Below are 19947 nucleotides of genomic sequence, written 5' to 3'. Positions count from 1 at the left end.
AATATTCAATAAAATTCCCTCGATAAACTGGCGCTTCCCACAATATACGGCACAATATACGACATGGTATTCCAGCAACGTATCGTATAGCGTTGCTTACGAACTCAAAATCAATTGAGCGGGTTTTCGCTCACCACAAAAAGGTTTACCGCCATGGGGTTAGTGAGTCAGCTAGAGTCATTGTTTAGACCAAAATCTATCGTTGTCGTGGGCGCTTCAGAAGATCCTAGCCGAGCAGGATCTGTGATGATGAAAAACTTACTCAGCAGTGGTTTCAAAGGCCCTATTCTGCCCGTTAACCCGAACAGGAACTCCATTCTTGGCGTCCTTGCTTATCCCTCAATTGATAAACTCCCACTCAAGCCTGATCTTGCAGTGATCTGCACTCACTATTCTCGCAATGTTGAATGTCTCCGCCAGCTTGGTGAGGCAGGTTGTAATGTCGTCATTATCTTATCGTCCCCTTCTATTCAATTTAATGAACTGAAAAAGGTGGCTCAGCAATACCAAATTCGTTTATTAGGTCCGAATAGCTTAGGCTTCTTTGCACCATGGCAAGGGCTAAATGCCAGCTTTTCCCCAATCCCTATTTTGAAAGGTAAACTAGCATTTATTTCACAATCTGCCGCAGTCTCAAATACAGTCTTAGATTGGGCGCGCCATCGCGATATCGGTTTTTCCTATTTTATTGCCCTTGGCGATAGCATTGATATCGATATTGATGACCTACTGGACTATCTTGCTCGAGATAGCAAAACCAGCGCTATCTTGCTTTATTTAGAAAACATTAGTGATGCTAGACGCTTTTTATCATCTTCTCGTAGTGCATCCCGTAACAAACCGATCCTCGTTATCAAAAGCGGGCGAACACGCAAAGCGCAAGAGCTTCTCGGTGAAAAACCAAGTTTAGATGCCGCTTATGATGCTGCGATTCAACGGGCTGGTTTACTGCGAGTCCAAGATACCCACGAAATGTTTTCTGCGGTAGAAACACTAAGTTATATGACTCCGCTACGAGGAGAACGTTTATCGATTATGAGCAACGGCTCAGCACCTGCCGCAATGGCACTCGATGAACTACTTCTACGTAATGGAAAACTTGCAAAACTCAGTGTAGAAACTGAAAACGAATTAAGTTCTCTATTACCATTAGATTTATCTACCCAAAACCCGATTGACCTCGGCGACGATGCCACTGTGGATAGGTATCTCAACGTATTAAACAAAATGCTCGATAGCCACGATCATGATGCGTTGCTTTTGATCCATACACCAAGTGCCATTACACAAAGTAAATCCATGGCAGAAAAAGTGATCAAAACCATTAAACAACATCCTCGGGGTAAATGGTTAACTATCCTCACAAACTGGTGCGGGGAATATTCTTCTCAAGAGGCAAGAAGGCTCTTCAGCGAAGCTGGGATCCCAACTTACCGAACGCCAGAAGGTGCAATCACCGCCTATATGCATATGGTGGAATATCGCCGTAACCAAAAACAATTAAAAGAAACCCCTGCGCTGCCTGTCGGGATAACCGCAAATACTCAGCAAGCACATACCTGTATCATGCAAGCCATTGAAAATAACAAGCTGCATTTAGATACCCATGAAGTTCAACCAATCTTAAAAGCTTATGGCTTAAACAGCTTACCGACATGGATTGCTCATTCCAGCGAACAGGCCGTTGAAATCGCAGAAAAGATTGGCTATCCCGTTGCACTAAAATTACGTTCTCCTGACATTGTGCATAAATCAGAAGTTCAGGGCGTTATGCTCTATTTAAGGAATGCCAAAGAAGTCTCTGAAGCTGCCAATGCCATCATTGAACGAGTCTCGACCAACTACCCACAAGCTCGAATTGAGGGCTTATTAGTACAAAGCATGGCGAATCGCGCAGGAGCTCAAGAGCTACGAATCGCTGTTGAGCTTGATCCTGTTTTTGGTTTATTAATCATGCTTGGCGAAGGGGGCATAGAGTGGCAACAAGAGAGTCAGGCTGCCGTAGCTCTTCCGCCACTAAACTTAGCGCTAGCTCGTTACTTGGTCATTAATGCAATCAAAGGACATAAAATTAAAGCCCGTAGTGCTCTAGAACCATTAGATATTCCGGGGCTAGCCAGCTTATTAGTTCGTGTCTCTAACTTAATCATTGATTGCCCTAACATCAGCCGATTAGATATACATCCACTACTTGCGGCTGGTGATGAATTCACATTACTTGATGTTTCAATGACATTGAACTCAGCAAGTAACATTCCAGATACTCGGCTTGCCATCCGTCCTTATCCTAATGAGCTTGAAGAGACCATTAACCTAAAAGATGACCTAACTTGCTTGCTAAGACCGATTCTTCCTGAAGATGAACCACTCTTAAAATCCTTTATTGAGCAAGTCACTAAAGAAGACCTTTATTACCGTTATTTCAGTGAAATCAGTGAATTCACTCATGATGATCTCGCGAATATGACACAAATCGATTACGACCGAGAAATGGCGTTTGTTGCTGTTAAAAATAGTGATACACAACCTGAAATTATCGGCGTAACTCGCGCAATGGCAGATCCTGATAACCAAGAAGCTGAGTTTGCCGTTTTAGTTCGTTCAGATATGAAAGGGCAAACGCTCGGTTATCAATTAATGCAAAAACTGCTTAACTACACCCGCGGACATGGCATTAAGAAGCTGACAGCGATCACCATGCCAGAGAATCGTAATATGATCAGCTTAGCAAAAAAATTAGGATTCCAAATTGATGTTCAATTTGAGGATGGTGTCGTAAATCTCACCCTGCATCTATAATTAGCGTTAGGAATAAACCGTAATCTGTATAGTAAGTAAACCAATGGTCAATTTATTCCTAATGAATGGTGTAAATATGATATCATCGACAGATCATTCGCTTAAATATTTGTATAAAGCGATTTGCTATTAGACTAACAAGAGAAAATTCACACTGTGATGTTGTCAAAACTAAAACAAGCAAAACATCAACAACACTTGGCAAGCATGCCTAAATTGTCTCAGTCGGTTGATGATGTTAAAACGCTCTATAAGACGGAAGATTTTCGTGGTGCTCTGCTTGAACAGATCTCGCAAGCTAAAAATACAGTCTACATTACGGCGCTGTATTTAGAAAAAGATGATGCGGGTAAAGACATCCTTCATGCTCTGTATGCCGCTAAACAAGCAAATCCTAATCTAGATATTAAAATTCTAGTTGATTGGCACCGAGCTCAGCGCGGCCGAATTGGCGCTGCTGCTAATCTGACTAATGCCGATTGGTATTATGAAGTTTCTCAGCAATACCCTGATGTTGAGATCCCTGTTTTCGGGATCCCCGTAAACACGCGTGAAGCATTAGGAGTACTGCATTTAAAAGGTTTCTTATTTGATGATACGCTTCTATATAGCGGGGCTAGCATCAATGATGTCTACCTGCATCGTCATGAAAAATACCGCTACGATAGATATCATCTCATCAAAAATAGTCAGCTCACTGCAACGATGAAAAAATTCATTGATGATTCTCTTTTATCATCGGATGCTATTCATCTACTCAATACGCCTAGCAGACCAAAAACAGCGGAATTTAAAGGGTTAATCAAGCAATTTCGTTTGTCATTAAGAGGCGTTAATTACCAATTTGCAGGTAATGCATCTAATGATGAACTCGCCGTTACTCCATTTGTTGGCCTAGGTAAAAAAAACGAGTTAAATCGTACTATCACCCATTTAATGAGCTCAACCGCTGAAAAGTTAACTATCTGTACACCATATTTTAATTTACCTGCTGTCTTAGTAAGAATTATCAGCAAGTTACTGCGTGATGGAAAGAAAGTTGAAATCATTATTGGTGATAAAACCGCTAACGACTTCTATATTCCACCTGAAGAGCCTTTTAAAATCATCGGTGCTTTGCCTTATCTCTATGAAATAAACTTACGTAAGTTTGTTAGCCGTTTGCAGCGTTTTATTGATAGTGAGCAACTGACAGTTCGTTTATGGAAAGATGGTGACAACACCTATCACCTGAAAGGAATGTGGGTTGATAATCAATGGCAGCTGATTACAGGTAATAACCTGAATCCACGGGCTTGGGGATTAGATTTGGAAAATGCGGTATTAATCCACGATCCAAAACAGCAGCTCCAAGAACAACGCCAACACGAGCTTGATTGCATCCGAGTCCATACTAAAGTTGTTCATCATTATCGCGAGCTGGATAGCATTCAAACCTACCCTGTTAAAGTGAAAAAACTGATCCGTCGATTACGACGTATCCGAGTTGATCGACTCATTAGTCGAATACTTTAATAATTGACTCTCTAAAGCGCCGCTCATGTGGCGCTTTTTATTATCTAGCGAACTCTAACTTATCAGTTGCTGTAGAGGGCCAAGATATATGCCAAATCTCTCTTATAAAACATTAGCTTTAAGTTGCTCCTTAATAGTAATGACTGGCTGTTCAGGCTTCCATTGGTCAAATGATAATTGGCAGGGAAAAGATAAGGCGCAGCACTTTGCCTTTTCTGCTGCAATGGCTGCTGCTGGTAATGCGTATGCGGATAGGCAGAACATGCAACATCGGCAAGCAGCACAATTCGGTATGTTATTTTCGATTTCGCTAGGTGCAGCGAAAGAACTTTATGATAGCCGACCAGCAGGTACTGGCTGGAGTTGGCATGATTTTGCTTATGATGTAGCGGGTTCAGTGGCAGGTTATACTCTATATCAAAACTTTAAGTAATATTTGTTCGCTCATAATAAACAAAAAAATCTAGAAGAGATCACTATAGCAGAGTGAGCTGTGTGACGACAGGGAGAAAATATAGTTAGAAATTGCTGTATTACATGTATCGTAGAAAAACAAAAACCCCGTTATTTTCATCACGGGGCTTGCTATAAGTGGCGGAACGGACGGGACTCGAACCCGCGACCCCCTGCGTGACAGGCAGGTATTCTAACCAACTGAACTACCGCTCCACTTATTCTTTTTGCCTTTCAGCAACTTATTGCTTCGCAATAAGCTTTAATTTAATGTCTGGCAGTTCCCTACTCTCACATGGGGAGACCCCACACTACCATCGGCGCTACGGCGTTTCACTACTGAGTTCGGCATGGGGTCAGGTGGGACCACCGCGCTATTGCTGCCAGACAAATTCTGTTTATTCCCGTCTAAGTTTTCTCTTAAACCAGAATATCAATCCTGAACAAGCTGTGTGTCTACCTTTCGGCTTCTCACTTTCTTTGAAAATCAACTCAATCTCTCATCTCAAAAACACCTTCGGTGTTGTCAGGTTAAGCCTCACGGTTCATTAGTATTGGTTAGCTCAACGTATCGCTACGCTTACACACCCAACCTATCAACGTCTTAGTCTTAAACGTTCCTTTAGGACCCTTAAAGGGTCAGGGAAGACTCATCTCAAGGCAAGTTTCCCGCTTAGATGCTTTCAGCGGTTATCTCTTCCGCACTTAGCTACCGGGCAATGCCATTGGCATGACAACCCGAACACCAGTGGTGCGTCCACTCCGGTCCTCTCGTACTAGGAGCAGCCCCTTTCAATCTTCCAACGCCCACGGCAGATAGGGACCGAACTGTCTCACGACGTTCTAAACCCAGCTCGCGTACCACTTTAAACGGCGAACAGCCGTACCCTTGGGACCTACTTCAGCCCCAGGATGTGATGAGCCGACATCGAGGTGCCAAACACCGCCGTCGATATGAACTCTTGGGCGGTATCAGCCTGTTATCCCCGGAGTACCTTTTATCCGTTGAGCGATGGCCCTTCCATACAGAACCACCGGATCACTAAGACCTACTTTCGTACCTGCTCGAGCCGTCACTCTCGCAGTCAAGCTGGCTTATGCCTTTGCACTAACCGCATGATGTCCGACCATGCTTAGCCAACCTTCGTGCTCCTCCGTTACTCTTTGGGAGGAGACCGCCCCAGTCAAACTACCCACCAGACACTGTCCGCACCCCGGATTACGGGGCTACGTTAGAACATCAAACATTAAAGGGTGGTATTTCAAGGTTGGCTCCACGCAGACTGGCGTCCACGCTTCAAAGCCTCCCACCTATCCTACACATCAAGGCTCAATGTTCAGTGTCAAGCTATAGTAAAGGTTCACGGGGTCTTTCCGTCTTGCCGCGGGTACACTGCATCTTCACAGCGAGTTCAATTTCACTGAGTCTCGGGTGGAGACAGCCTGGCCATCATTACGCCATTCGTGCAGGTCGGAACTTACCCGACAAGGAATTTCGCTACCTTAGGACCGTTATAGTTACGGCCGCCGTTTACTGGGGCTTCGATCAAGAGCTTCTCCTTACGGATAACCCCATCAATTAACCTTCCAGCACCGGGCAGGCGTCACACCGTATACGTCCACTTTCGTGTTTGCACAGTGCTGTGTTTTTAATAAACAGTTGCAGCCAGCTGGTATCTGCGACTGGCTTCAGCTCCATGAGTAAATCACTTCACCTAATGCCAGCGTGCCTTCTCCCGAAGTTACGGCACCATTTTGCCTAGTTCCTTCACCCGAGTTCTCTCAAGCGCCTGAGTATTCTCTACCTGACCACCTGTGTCGGTTTGGGGTACGATTAATGATAATCTAGAGCTTAGAGGCTTTTCCTGGAAGCGGGGTATGAGCTACTTCGCCACCGTAGTGACTCGTCATCAGACCTCAGCATATAGTGAACCGGATTTGCCTAATTCACCTGCCTACATCCTTAAACCGGGACAACCGTCGCCCGGCTAGCCTAACCTTCTCCGTCCCCCCATCGCAATTATCACCAGTACGGGAATATTAACCCGTTTCCCATCGACTACGCATTTCTGCCTCGCCTTAGGGGTCGACTCACCCTGCCCCGATTAACGTTGGACAGGAACCCTTGGTCTTCCGGCGTGCGGGTTTTTCACCCGCATTATCGTTACTTATGTCAGCATTCGCACTTCTGATACCTCCAGCATACCTCACAGTACACCTTCACAGGCTTACAGAACGCTCCCCTACCCAACAATATTTACATATCGCTGCCGCAGCTTCGGTGCATAGTTTAGCCCCGTTACATCTTCCGCGCAGGCCGACTCGACCAGTGAGCTATTACGCTTTCTTTAAATGATGGCTGCTTCTAAGCCAACATCCTGGCTGTCTGAGCCTTCCCACTTCGTTTCCCACTTAACTATGACTTTGGGACCTTAGCTGGCGGTCTGGGTTGTTTCCCTCTTCACGACGAACGTTAGCACCCGCCGTGTGTCTCCCGTGATAACATTCTTCGGTATTCGTAGTTTGCATCGAGTTGGTAAGTCGGGATGACCCCCTAGTCGAAACAGTGCTCTACCCCCGAAGATGAGTTCACGAGGCGCTACCTAAATAGCTTTCGGGGAGAACCAGCTATCTCCCGGTTTGATTGGCCTTTCACCCCCAGCCACAAGTCATCCGCTAATTTTTCAACATTAGTCGGTTCGGTCCTCCAGTTAGTGTTACCCAACCTTCAACCTGCCCATGGCTAGATCACCGGGTTTCGGGTCTATACCCTGCAACTCATTCGCCCAGTTAAGACTCGGTTTCCCTACGGCTCCCCTATACGGTTAACCTTGCTACAGAATATAAGTCGCTGACCCATTATACAAAAGGTACGCAGTCACACCATAAAGGTGCTCCCACTGCTTGTACGTACACGGTTTCAGGTTCTATTTCACTCCCCTCGCCGGGGTTCTTTTCGCCTTTCCCTCACGGTACTGGTTCACTATCGGTCAATCAGGAGTATTTAGCCTTGGAGGATGGTCCCCCCATATTCAGACAGGATAACACGTGTCCCGCCCTACTCGTCGAGTTCACAACACTAACACCTTCGGATACGGGGCTATCACCCTTTACTGCCGGCCTTTCCAGACCGTTCTCCTGATGCTAATGCTGATTAAGACTCTGGGCTGCTCCCCGTTCGCTCGCCGCTACTAGGGGAATCTCGGTTGATTTCTTTTCCTCGAGGTACTGAGATGTTTCAGTTCCCTCGGTTCGCTTCGTTTGACTATGTATTCATCAAACGATAGTGCAACGAATTGCACTGGGTTTCCCCATTCGGAAATCGTCGGTTGTAACGGTTCATATCACCTTACCGACGCTTATCGCAGATTAGCACGTCCTTCATCGCCTCTGATTGCCTAGGCATCCACCGTGTACGCTTAGTCGCTTAACCTCACAACCCGAAGGTGTCTTTACCAACTGACCCGACGGCCAGTTGAACACGTTCACGTTGAGATTTTTGAGAGACTCTCACATTGTTTAAGCGATAAACAATGTGCGTTGTTTTCAATTTTCAGCTTGTTCCAGATTGTTAAAGAGCATAATTATTCGCAATAGACTATTTCTAATCTATTCTGAATAATCAGAAAGTTTATGGTGGAGCTAAGCGGGATCGAACCGCTGACCTCCTGCGTGCAAGGCAGGCGCTCTCCCAGCTGAGCTATAGCCCCATAAAGGTAATTCCAGTATCGATTTAAGTCATTAAAATGACAAATCGAATTTAGGCAAGGCATAACTTGGCGACGTTTACGTCTGGTAAACGAGCTGAGTTATAACGAAACATCAATTCGATTTTGGTAGGCCTGAGTGGACTTGAACCACCGACCTCACCCTTATCAGGGGTGCGCTCTAACCACCTGAGCTACAAGCCTATCGATACCGTTACTCTATTTCATCAGACAATCTGTGTGAGCACTTCACAAGTACACTTCAATGGTAAGGAGGTGATCCAACCGCAGGTTCCCCTACGGTTACCTTGTTACGACTTCACCCCAGTCATGAATCACAAAGTGGTAAGCGCCCTCCCGAAGGTTAAGCTACCTACTTCTTTTGCAACCCACTCCCATGGTGTGACGGGCGGTGTGTACAAGGCCCGGGAACGTATTCACCGTAGCATTCTGATCTACGATTACTAGCGATTCCGACTTCATGGAGTCGAGTTGCAGACTCCAATCCGGACTACGACGTACTTTATGAGTTCCGCTTGCTCTCGCGAGGTCGCTTCTCTTTGTATACGCCATTGTAGCACGTGTGTAGCCCTACTCGTAAGGGCCATGATGACTTGACGTCATCCCCACCTTCCTCCGGTTTATCACCGGCAGTCTCCTTTGAGTTCCCGACCGAATCGCTGGCAACAAAGGATAAGGGTTGCGCTCGTTGCGGGACTTAACCCAACATTTCACAACACGAGCTGACGACAGCCATGCAGCACCTGTCTCAGAGTTCCCGAAGGCACCAAAGCATCTCTGCTAAGTTCTCTGGATGTCAAGAGTAGGTAAGGTTCTTCGCGTTGCATCGAATTAAACCACATGCTCCACCGCTTGTGCGGGCCCCCGTCAATTCATTTGAGTTTTAACCTTGCGGCCGTACTCCCCAGGCGGTCGATTTAACGCGTTAGCTCCGGAAGCCACTCCTCTAGGGAACAACCTCCAAATCGACATCGTTTACAGCGTGGACTACCAGGGTATCTAATCCTGTTTGCTCCCCACGCTTTCGCACCTGAGCGTCAGTCTTTGTCCAGGGGGCCGCCTTCGCCACCGGTATTCCTCCACATCTCTACGCATTTCACCGCTACACATGGAATTCTACCCCCCTCTACAAGACTCTAGCTGACCAGTCTTAGATGCCATTCCCAGGTTAAGCCCGGGGATTTCACATCTAACTTAATCAACCGCCTGCGTGCGCTTTACGCCCAGTAATTCCGATTAACGCTTGCACCCTCCGTATTACCGCGGCTGCTGGCACGGAGTTAGCCGGTGCTTCTTCTGTTGGTAACGTCAATCGCTGATGATATTAGCATCAGCGCCTTCCTCCCAACTGAAAGTACTTTACAACCCTAAGGCCTTCTTCATACACGCGGCATGGCTGCATCAGGCTTGCGCCCATTGTGCAATATTCCCCACTGCTGCCTCCCGTAGGAGTCTGGGCCGTGTCTCAGTCCCAGTGTGGCTGATCATCCTCTCAGACCAGCTAGGGATCGTCGCCTTGGTGAGCCATTACCTCACCAACTAGCTAATCCCATATGGGTTCATCCGATAGCGCAAGGACCGAAGTTCCCCTGCTTTGCTCCTAAGAGATTATGCGGTATTAGCTACCGTTTCCAGTAGTTATCCCCCTCTATCGGGCAGATCCCCATACATTACTCACCCGTCCGCCGCTCGTCAGCGAGAAGCAAGCTTCCCCTGTTACCGCTCGACTTGCATGTGTTAGGCCTGCCGCCAGCGTTCAATCTGAGCCATGATCAAACTCTTCAATTAAAAAGCTTGATGCTCAAAGAATGTTACTGTCGTTTGATTTCCGAAGAAACCAAATTACCTATTAGTTCATATATATGAATTAACGTGTTAGTCACTCTTCAAGACTTAAAATCAAATATTTTTTTGATAGTGTCCTGTGAGTGCCCACACAGATTGTCTGATAAATTGTTAAAGAGCGGTGCGACATTTCTTGAGAAATTCGACTCAGTTTTTATCAACTTAGGTCGTTGTCGCGAGGTGGCGTATGTTACGCTTTCCTCATTGAGAGTCAAGTATTTTTTTTACTTAATCTTTTCAGATTCTCTCGCTGCCGGTTCAGTGTCCATCGCGCTTTGCGTTGGCTTGTTCCCGGTCAGTGGATGCGCATTATAGGGAGTCAGAAAAATCTGGCAAGTGTTTTTTGCAAAATAATTTCTAACTGATTATCCTTTATACTTCACGTGTATTTTTTCAACAAAAAATGCCATTTGGGGCAATATTTATATGAAAAAGGCGACCTTATGGTCGCCTTTTAACTTACTTTTCGACAATAACCGAGCGCTTACTTACTGCTTCGCTACGATTTCATCGTTTTCAACATCCAGAGTAATTGGTTTACCTGGGATTAATCTGCCTGACAGAATTTCTTGTGCCAGTGGGTTTTCAATCTCTTGCTGAATTGCACGTTTCAACGGACGAGCACCAAAGATTGGATCGAAACCAGCTTCACCAATTTTCTCTAATGCAGCCGCTGTTGCAGTGACTTCATAACCATGTTCTTCCAAACGTTTATATAAACGAGCTAACTGAATATTCGCAATATTCGTAATTTGCTCTTTACCTAACGGATGGAATACCACAACTTCATCAATACGGTTAATAAATTCAGGTCTGAAGTTATGAGCGACAACTTCCATCACCATATCTTTCATTTCTGAATAACCAATCATGCCAAAACGTTCTTGGATAAGATCAGAACCTAAGTTTGAAGTCATGATGATTACGGTATTACGGAAATCTACCGTTCTACCTTGCCCATCAGTTAAACGACCGTCATCTAATACTTGCAGCAAGATGTTAAATACATCTGGGTGCGCTTTTTCAACTTCGTCCAGCAAAATAACTGAATATGGGCGGCGTCTTACCGCTTCAGTTAAATAACCACCTTCTTCATAACCCACATATCCTGGAGGTGCACCGACTAAACGAGATACAGAGTGTTTCTCCATAAACTCGGACATATCGATACGAACCATGGCGTCGTCACTATCAAACATAAAGTTTGCTAGTGCCTTACATAATTCTGTTTTACCTACCCCTGTAGGGCCTAAGAACATAAACGAACCAATTGGGCGGTTAGGATCCGATAAACCTGCACGACTACGACGGATAGCATTCGACACAGCCACAACCGCTTCATCTTGCCCAATCACACGTTGATGTAATTGTTGCTCCATCCGTAACAGTTTTTCTCTTTCGCTTTCAAGCATTCTTGATACTGGAATACCTGTCCAACGAGCCAGAATTTCTGCGATTTCGACGTCAGTAACTTTATTACGTAAAAGCTTCATGCTTTTACCTTCTGCTTTCGTCGCCACTTCTAACTGTTTTTCTAATTCAGGAATACGTCCATACTGTAACTCAGACATTTTCGCCAAATCACCATTACGACGCGCTTTTTCCATTTCAATACGCGTATTTTCTAATTCAGCTTTGATATGTTGAGTGCCAGTTAATGATGCTTTCTCTGCTTTCCACTCTTCTTCTAATGCAGAATATTCACGCTCTTTTTCCGCCAGCTCTTCTTCTAACATTTCCAGACGTTTTTTACTGGCATCATCAGACTCTTTTTTCAGTGCCTGCTGTTCCAGTTTTAATTGGATAATACGTCTTTCCAATCTATCTAAAGATTCTGGTTTTGAATCCATCTGCATACGTAAGCTAGCGCCCGCTTCATCGATTAAGTCGATAGCTTTGTCTGGCAGCATACGGTCAGTAATGTAACGGTGCGATAACGTCGCTGCCGCCACAATAGCTGGGTCAGTAATTTGCACATGATGGTGCAATTCATAACGTTCTTTCAAACCACGCAAGATCGCAATGGTGTCTTCCACGGATGGTTCTGCAACATATACTTTTTGAAAACGACGCTCTAACGCAGGGTCTTTCTCTATATATTGACGATATTCATCAAGGGTTGTTGCCCCCACGCAATGCAGTTCACCGCGAGCCAGTGCAGGTTTTAACATGTTACCGGCATCCATCGCACCGTCGGCTTTACCCGCACCCACCATAGTATGTAATTCATCGATAAACAGAATGACGTTACCTTCTTGTTTAGCAAGGTCATTCAGAACACCTTTCAAACGTTCTTCAAATTCACCACGATATTTCGCCCCTGCAATCAGAGCCCCCATATCCAGTGATAAAACACGTTTGTTTTTCAATCCCTCAGGGACTTCACCATTAACAATACGCTGTGCAAGTCCTTCAACAATCGCTGTTTTACCTACACCAGGTTCACCAATTAATACTGGGTTATTTTTAGTACGACGTTGTAATACTTGAATGGTACGACGAATTTCTTCATCACGGCCAATAACTGGATCTAATTTCCCTTGTTCTGCACGTTCGGTTAAATCAACGGTAAATTTTTTCAAAGCTTGGCGCTGGTCTTCAGCGCTTTGGTCATTCACTTTTTCGCCACCACGCATCTGTTCTATTGCCTTTTTCAAATTGTCTTTATTAACACCCGCCGCTTTCAACATATCAGCGAGGGTTGTATTAGCTTCTAAAGCAGCGAGCAGAAATAATTCTGAGGAGATAAAGTCATCCCCATTTTTCTGAGCAAGCTGGTCACATAAGTTCAAATGACGCATTAAGTCACTTGATGGTTGTACATCCCCAGCAACACCTTGCACTTGAGGGAGTCGAGCCAATGCATCTTCAATTTTGTTTTCGAACGTAACTGCGTTCACGCCGAGCGTCGTCAATAATGGACGCACGGTACCACTTTCTTGATTAAACAAAGCACTGAGTAAATGAATTGGTTCAATAAATTGATTTTCGCGCCCAAGGGCTAATGACTGGGCGTCAGCGAGAGCTTGCTGGAATTTATTAGTTAAACGATCCAGACGCATAACACCTCCAATAGAATATGATTAAAATTGCTACTGAAGATAAGATGCGGTCTGTTTTTAAATATTCAAGTTTTAGGCGGGATTATTTTTTCAATATTTGTTAATTTGGAATATTATTCCATGAACTAGTTATTTATCCATATAAGGGATGCCATTCTCCCCGTTCTTCCCTCTCGTCGGTAGGAAAAAAATCTGTTTTCATCACTGACCGTACAAAACTCACCACCATAAATGGCTGAAATGCCCGCGGCTTGTAGCTTTTTACGCGCCAGTAAATAGATGTTTGCCAGAAATTTGTCATTGTGAGGTGTAAACGCATCTGCAAGATCGGCAGATTGACCAGTAAATGCTTGTTTAACTTCTACGCCAACTTCAAATTTTTCAGGGCCAATAGCGGGCCCCATCCACGCCATAATGTCGCTCGGTTGTGCATTAAATGCCGCTAGCGTATTTTCCAATACGCCATTGCAGAGGCCTCGCCATCCGGCATGAGCCGCTGCCACTTCTTTACCATCGCGGCTGCAAAACAATACTGGCAAGCAATCTGCTGTCATGATGGCACACACTTGACCAACTTGGTTGGTATACACCGCATCCGCTTGACGATTTTCAATCTCGCTTCCCATTAAATGCAGAACATGAGTACCATGTACTTGCTCAAGCCACACGGGTTGCTGTGGTAATTGAGCAAGCTTTTCAAGACGATGGCGATTTTCACTGACTGCCTCAGGCAAATCCTCAACATGGTCACCTAAATTTAGGCTATCAAAAGGCGGAAGGCTCACTCCACCTGCACGAGTTGTACTGCATGTTGAAATATTTTTAGGTTGCGGCCAATCAGGGAAAATCAACGTATTCATTACCAGTCCATATCGTCTTTATGAAGTTCAGTGTCAGCTTTCAGTGCTTCAATCAATTTCACCATATCATCAGGTAATGGCGCATGCCATTCCATTTGGATTCCTGTGATTGGGTGATAAAGACGCAGCATTGTTGCGTGTAGCGCTTGTCTATCAAAATTACGCATCACTTCGAGGAACTCTTCTGTTGCTCCTTTCAGTGGACGTGGTCGACCGCCGTATAATGGATCACCGATTAATGGATGGTTGATATGCGCCATATGAACACGGATTTGATGCGTTCTTCCGGTTTCTAAGCGTAGACGTAAGCGCGTATGAGCGCGAAAATGCTCCATGACTCGATAGTGAGTTACCGCAGGCTTGCCCATTGGATGAACAGCCATGTGCGTTCTTTTGGTTGGATGGCGAGAAATTGGCTCTTCGACCATACCGCCTGCTGTCATACGGCCAACAGCGACCGCTTCATATTCACGTGTAATTTCACGGCGTTGCAACGCTTCCACTAAGTGAGTTTGTGCAGGGACCGTTTTAGCGACGACCATCAACCCAGTTGTGTCTTTGTCTAAACGGTGAACAATGCCCGCTCTTGGTACATCCGCGATTTCAGGATAGCGATATAATAATGCGTTTAAAATGGTTCCGTCTGGATTACCCGCCCCTGGATGAACAACTAAATCACGCGGTTTATTAATAATTAGGATATCTTCATCTTCATAAACAACGTCAAGTGGAATATCTTGAGGTTCCCAACGGCTATCTTCTTCAATCAAGGCATCGATGGAAATTTGTTCACCACCTAAAACTTTTTCTTTTGCCTTATTGATAACTTTGCCGTTAACCTGCACTCTATCGTCTAAGATCCATTCTTTTATTCGAGAACGTGAATAATCAGGGAACAATTCAGCCAAAGCTTGATCTAAACGTTGACCAAGCTGTGATTCAGCGATAGTTGCACTTAATTGTACTTGTTGAGCCATAAATTAATCTACTTTTTGGTGTTTGTGTTTTGACGGCGCTGCCGTTTCATTTAAAATGTATGCTATTGTAACTCGAATTTTGCCGGGAGCCTTACGGATAGACTCCCTCGATACAGTCAGAGGATAACCAACACGTGATGATACGTATGAAATATCTGGTGGCAGCTGCCACGTTGAGCCTGGCTCTCGCCGGATGCTCCAGCAATAACGAAGTCAGCCCCGATAGTTCCCCAGCTGAGATTTATAGTACAGGTCAGCAAAAATTACAGGACGGTAACTATAACGCGGCAATTAAACAGTTTGAAGCGTTGGATAACCGCTACCCGTTTGGTCCGTATGCTCAGCAAGTACAGTTAGACCTGATTTACGCCTATTATAAATCAGCAGAGCTACCAATGGCGATAGCTTCAATTGACCGTTTCATGCGTTTAAACCCAACTCATCCCAATATTGACTACGTACTTTACATGCGTGGCTTAACGGCAATGGCGTTAGATGACAGCATGTTACAAGGTTTCTTTGGTATCGATCGCTCTGACAGAGACCCACAACACGCATTGGTTGCGTTCAAAGACTTGAGCCAATTAGTTCGTTACTATCCGAACAGCCCATATTCCAACGATGCAAGTAAGCGTTTAGTTTACTTAAAAGATCGTTTGGCAAAATTTGATCTCTCTGTCGTTGAATATTACAACAAACGTGGGGCCTATGTCGCGGTTGTTAATCGTGTCCAACAAATGTTACGTGACTATCCAGATACAGAAGCAACGCGTCAAGCGCTCGGATATATGGAAATTGCGTATAAAGAGATGGGCTTAGACAAAGAAGCAAACAAAGTCGGCAGCATTATTGCAGCAAACCAATAAATTGCTTTTTAACGCTATCGATTGAAATAAGAACGGCAGCTTCGGCTGCTGTTTTTTTTGATAATTTTAATCGTGATTTGAAATGCAGTGGGTTTGAAGATGAATCAGAGTGTGGGGATAGTTTTGAACTTTTTCTTTTAAAATTCATAATCTAAAATTTTACCCAAAAAAAGTACCGGCTATTTACCGTGTTGATAGCCAACTCTCTCAGTCTCCCTCAATATAGTTATTTTGGCAATCCTTTTACCTGCCTTTTTTAGCCAAAATCACACTTCAAGTGGGTACCCCCTTCCCCATAATTTAAGTGTGATCTAGATCAATTTTTTATTCCTAGATATCGGTATTCTGAATTCATCAAAGACGGAAACAATGAGAGGTAACTATATGATAGTTAACATTACTAGCAAACAAATGGACATCACACCAGCAATTCGTGAACACATTGAAAGCCGTCTAGCAAAACTCGATAAATGGCAAGTTTCCTTAATTAGCCCCCATGTGGTGCTATCGAAAGAGCCTCAAGGTTTTATGGTTGATGCCAACATAAAAACCGCTACCGGACAGTTGGTAGCAAGTGCTAAGCATGAAGATATGTACGTTGCAATAAATGACCTTATCAACAAACTCGAAAGACAGTTAAACAAAGTGCAACATAAAGGAGAATCAAGAAGGGCAACTAATAGTGTAAAAGAAGCGAATCTAGAAACGTTGTAATCAGTTGCGTTTAAGTAGTTACGTTATATTTTTATATTATCAATCCACTTATCTTGAAACCTTCCAAACGCGCTCATCATGGGCGCGTTTTTACATTCTGCGCTGTTTTTTGTTGACTTCTCATTCACTATCATGTCTATTTGAATAACTTCACTCGAAAGGATTTCCCATGAAACTAAATACTGTTTTCTTTTTCTTCTTTAGCCACTCACATTAAGGGGCTTTTGTCGTTCGAGAAAAAAAAGAAGACAATATTTTAAAGCCCCCTACCTAGGGGGCTTTTTTATTCACTGATGTTTGATAGGGTCGCAGAATGGAAAATAGCACTAATTTACTGAAAGTCCGTGAGAAAATTAGCCAGTTAGACAGTGAACTCCTTGGGCTTCTTGCAAAACGTCGAGGCTATGCAATTGAAGTTGCTGAAACCAAAATCGATGATAACCGCCCAATCCGTGACAAAGAGCGCGAACGACAATTACTCGATGTATTAATTAATAAAGGCACACCTCTGGGTCTTGATGGTTTTTATATTACACGCTTGTTTCAGATGATCATTGAGGATTCTGTCCTTACTCAACAAGCTATCTTACAAAAACATTTAAATCTGACACCAAGTGATACCGCAAGATTTGCATTTTTAGGACCTAAAGGTTCTTATTCCCATGTTGCCGCGCGTCAATATTCAGCTCGTCATTTTGATCAACTGGTTGAATGCAGCTGCCATAAGTTTCAAGATATCTTCTCACTCGTTGAAAGTGGTCAAGCAGATTACGGTATTTTACCTATCGAAAATACCAGCTCAGGGGCAATAAATGATGTTTACGATTTACTGCAAAATACATCATTGTCCATTGTCGGTGAAATTCGTTTGCCAATTAACCATTGCTTGTTGACCACGCCAGGTAGTGAATTAAGCAAGATTGATACAGTTTATAGCCACCCTCAGCCCTTCCAGCAATGTAGCCAATATTTATCTCAGTTCCCTCATTGGAAAATTGAATATTGCGACAGCACATCTACAGCAATGCAAAAAGTGGCAGAACATAATTCCCCTAATGTTGCTGCATTAGGTAGTGAGGCTGGCGGAGCATTGTATGGCTTAACGGTTTTGGAACATAACTTAGCGAATCAGCAAATTAATATGACTCGCTTTATTGTTGTGGCTCCACGAGCGATTGAAGTAACTGAACAAGTTCCAGCGAAAACGACGTTATTGATCACAACAGGTCAACAAGCCGGTGCATTAGTGGATGCTTTAATTATCTTAAAAAATAATAAGATAGTGATGAGTAAATTAGAATCTCGCCCAATTAATGGTAAGCCGTGGGAAGAGATGTTTTATGTAGATGTTCACGCTAACTTGCGTTCAGATAATATGCAACAAGCACTGAAAGAATTAGCTGAGATCACCCGCTCAATTAAAATTCTTGGCTGCTACCCATCTGAAAATATCGTTCCTGTAGAGCCAGAAAAAATGACGCCTTAATTTTGGCTCAAAAAAATAACACAGGTCATTAGCCTGTGTTATTTTTATTAATTACGATTTCTGTCAATCACGATTTTTGTATTGTCGCGCTGAGTTTAAAGTAATTAACCAGCTCTTGAAGGTGGTAAGCTTGGTCATTCAACGAATCTGCCGCTACGACCGACTCTTCCACCAGCCCCGCATTTTGTTGTGTTGTTAAATCCAATTGCCCCACGGCGCTGTTAATTTGTGAAATACCATCGCTCTGCTCCCTACTCGCTTGACCAATTTCACGCAATAACGCATTCATCTCTTCAACACTGGCGACCATACCGTGGATCTGCTGGCTAGCTTGTTCAACCAATTCCATACCTTCTTGGGTTTGTGAAGAGGAGTTTTCGATTAACGAACGAATATCACTGGCCGATGCAGCACTTTTTTGCGCCAATAATCTCACTTCACCCGCTACTACCGCAAAACCACGACCATGCTCTCCTGCCCTTGCTGCTTCAACAGACGCGTTCAAGGCTAAGATATTCGTTTGGAAGGCAATAGAGTCGATTAAGTTAATAATATCCGTCATTTTTTGAGATGAACCATTAATTGCGCGCATTTTATCGGTTAGCTGAACCATCATCTGACCATTGTTTTTGACTGTCACAGCCGTATTATCAGCTAACATTGTCGCTTCATGGGTATGTTCTGTGGTGTTCTGTACCGTGGATGTAATTTGCTCCATCGAACTTGCCGTTTGCTCAACAGAAGCCGCTTGCTCTTCCGTTCTAGCGGCTAAGTTCTGATTACCCGCAACAATTTGCCCTGCTGCCGCAGAAATACTCTCAGATCCATTTTGAACTTCTTGGACAATCTCAAGTAGGTGCCCTTTCATTTCACTGAGCGATTCAAGTAAGATCCCAGTTTCATCTTTAGATTGCGCTTGAATATTTTGGGTCAAATCACCACTGGCAATTGATTTAGCAAAATCAACCGCTTGCTCTAAAGGTTTAGTGATAATACGCGTGATGTACCACCCCATAACGCAGCCCACAACAATGCTAATGATTGATAAAAATGCCAATAAAACACGATTTGCTTTATAGTCATCTTCCACCTGATAACCCGTTTCTTGCATCAACATATTTTGGATGGCTATCAGGTTTTGGACTTGCTCACGATATTCTCGCTGAATAGCTGATGTTTTTGTCATCATCATTTCAATCGCAGCTTGACGATTTCCCTGATTCATAAACTCCATCATCTGTTGCTGAGTACTAATAAATTTAGCTCTCACCTCTTGGATATTATCAAGCACTTCACGAGAACGGCTATCAGTTATACTTCGATCCAACTCATCCAACAGATCAGAAATATTTTGGCTAATTTTAACTAGCTCTTCCTTGCGTTTTTCACTCCCTCGGTCATCCAATAAAATCAATTCTTGGATACCAATATAAGAATAAAAATTATCCATCACCGAGTTTGCATTAGCGGTTATTGGATAACTTTTAAAAATGACGTTCTGAATGCTTTCATTTGCTCGATTCATATTTACTAATGAAAACAGAGAACTTAAAACAATTAGCGTGATGAAAACGCCAAACGCGATAGTTAATTTCAAACTAATTTTGAGGTTCTTAAAAGACATAGGTTTACCACACTTATC

At 43.9% G+C, this 19947-nt stretch carries 10 protein-coding genes, 3 tRNA genes, 3 rRNA genes and 1 other annotated feature; of the genes, 6 read left to right on the top strand and 10 right to left on the bottom strand.

Annotated features, from left to right (window positions below; translation table 11 throughout):
* Window positions 1–153: 153 nt before the first annotated feature.
* From M5X66_RS04420 to M5X66_RS04410, 3 genes are all read left to right on the top strand, one after another.
* Window positions 154–2799 carry a bifunctional acetate--CoA ligase family protein/GNAT family N-acetyltransferase gene (locus M5X66_RS04420; protein WP_036947727.1) on the top strand — a complete coding sequence of 882 codons (2646 nt, stop codon included), beginning with the start codon at window positions 154–156 and terminating at the stop codon, window positions 2797–2799.
* A gap of 159 nt (window positions 2800–2958) precedes the next feature.
* Window positions 2959–4314 (top strand): CDP-diacylglycerol--serine O-phosphatidyltransferase, encoded by a 1356-nt coding sequence (gene pssA / locus M5X66_RS04415; RefSeq protein WP_108479356.1) that lies wholly within the window; start codon window positions 2959–2961, stop codon window positions 4312–4314.
* 88 nt (window positions 4315–4402) lie between these two features.
* The gene (locus M5X66_RS04410) at window positions 4403–4747 is read left to right on the top strand and encodes a YfiM family lipoprotein (RefSeq protein ID WP_036947732.1); all 345 of its coding nucleotides are present in this window, start codon (window positions 4403–4405) and stop codon (window positions 4745–4747) included.
* A 159-nt stretch (window positions 4748–4906) separates the two neighbouring features.
* Here the strand turns inward: M5X66_RS04410 and M5X66_RS04405 are convergent.
* The 9 genes from M5X66_RS04405 to rluD form a co-directional block, all read right to left on the bottom strand.
* Window positions 4907–4983, bottom strand: a tRNA-Asp gene (locus M5X66_RS04405).
* Between the two features lie 56 nt (window positions 4984–5039).
* Window positions 5040–5155 (bottom strand): 5S ribosomal RNA (gene rrf, locus M5X66_RS04400).
* 139 nt (window positions 5156–5294) lie between these two features.
* Window positions 5295–8200 (bottom strand): 23S ribosomal RNA (locus M5X66_RS04395).
* 201 nt (window positions 8201–8401) lie between these two features.
* A tRNA-Ala gene (locus tag M5X66_RS04390) sits at window positions 8402–8477 on the bottom strand.
* 124 nt (window positions 8478–8601) lie between these two features.
* Window positions 8602–8678: transfer RNA gene (locus tag M5X66_RS04385), tRNA-Ile, on the bottom strand.
* Window positions 8679–8743: 65 nt separating this feature from the next.
* A 16S ribosomal RNA gene (locus M5X66_RS04380) occupies window positions 8744–10283 on the bottom strand.
* The 16S, 23S and 5S rRNA genes sit together here with 3 tRNA genes alongside, the layout of an rRNA operon.
* Before the next feature lie 545 nt (window positions 10284–10828).
* Window positions 10829–13402: an ATP-dependent chaperone ClpB gene (clpB, locus tag M5X66_RS04375; RefSeq protein WP_036949859.1), complete on the bottom strand. Its 2574-nt coding sequence runs from the start codon at window positions 13400–13402 to the stop codon at window positions 10829–10831.
* Window positions 13403–13527: 125 nt separating this feature from the next.
* Complete coding sequence (gene yfiH, locus M5X66_RS04370; RefSeq protein ID WP_036949856.1) at window positions 13528–14262, bottom strand: purine nucleoside phosphorylase YfiH; 735 nt, start codon at window positions 14260–14262, stop codon at window positions 13528–13530.
* Entirely contained in the window at window positions 14262–15239 is a 978-nt protein-coding gene (gene rluD / locus M5X66_RS04365; RefSeq protein WP_036949853.1) for a 23S rRNA pseudouridine(1911/1915/1917) synthase RluD, read from the bottom strand. Before rluD ends, yfiH begins: the two co-directional genes overlap by 1 nt.
* Before the next feature lie 137 nt (window positions 15240–15376).
* Between rluD and bamD the strand changes: the two genes are divergently transcribed.
* The 3 genes from bamD (at window position 15377) to pheA (ending at window position 18305) form a co-directional block, all read left to right on the top strand.
* Window positions 15377–16105: an outer membrane protein assembly factor BamD gene (bamD, locus tag M5X66_RS04360; protein WP_036949850.1), complete on the top strand. Its 729-nt coding sequence runs from the start codon at window positions 15377–15379 to the stop codon at window positions 16103–16105.
* A 384-nt stretch (window positions 16106–16489) separates the two neighbouring features.
* On the top strand, window positions 16490–16819 hold the full coding sequence (raiA, locus tag M5X66_RS04355) for a ribosome-associated translation inhibitor RaiA (RefSeq protein WP_036949847.1): 330 nt from the start codon (window positions 16490–16492) through the stop codon (window positions 16817–16819).
* A gap of 168 nt (window positions 16820–16987) precedes the next feature.
* Window positions 16988–17107: a sequence feature (Phe leader region), on the top strand.
* Between the two features lie 25 nt (window positions 17108–17132).
* Window positions 17133–18305: a bifunctional chorismate mutase/prephenate dehydratase gene (gene pheA / locus M5X66_RS04350; RefSeq protein ID WP_036949843.1), complete on the top strand. Its 1173-nt coding sequence runs from the start codon at window positions 17133–17135 to the stop codon at window positions 18303–18305.
* A 67-nt stretch (window positions 18306–18372) separates the two neighbouring features.
* Here pheA and M5X66_RS04345 read toward each other — a convergent pair whose 3' ends face one another.
* Window positions 18373–19929: a methyl-accepting chemotaxis protein gene (locus tag M5X66_RS04345; protein WP_036949840.1), complete on the bottom strand. Its 1557-nt coding sequence runs from the start codon at window positions 19927–19929 to the stop codon at window positions 18373–18375.
* Window positions 19930–19947: the final 18 nt, after the last annotated feature.

The organism is Providencia sp. PROV188, assembly GCF_027595165.1.
Classification (GTDB): Bacteria; Pseudomonadota; Gammaproteobacteria; order Enterobacterales; family Enterobacteriaceae; genus Providencia; species Providencia lanzhouensis.
This window is presented reverse-complemented; position numbering and strand designations above follow the sequence as displayed.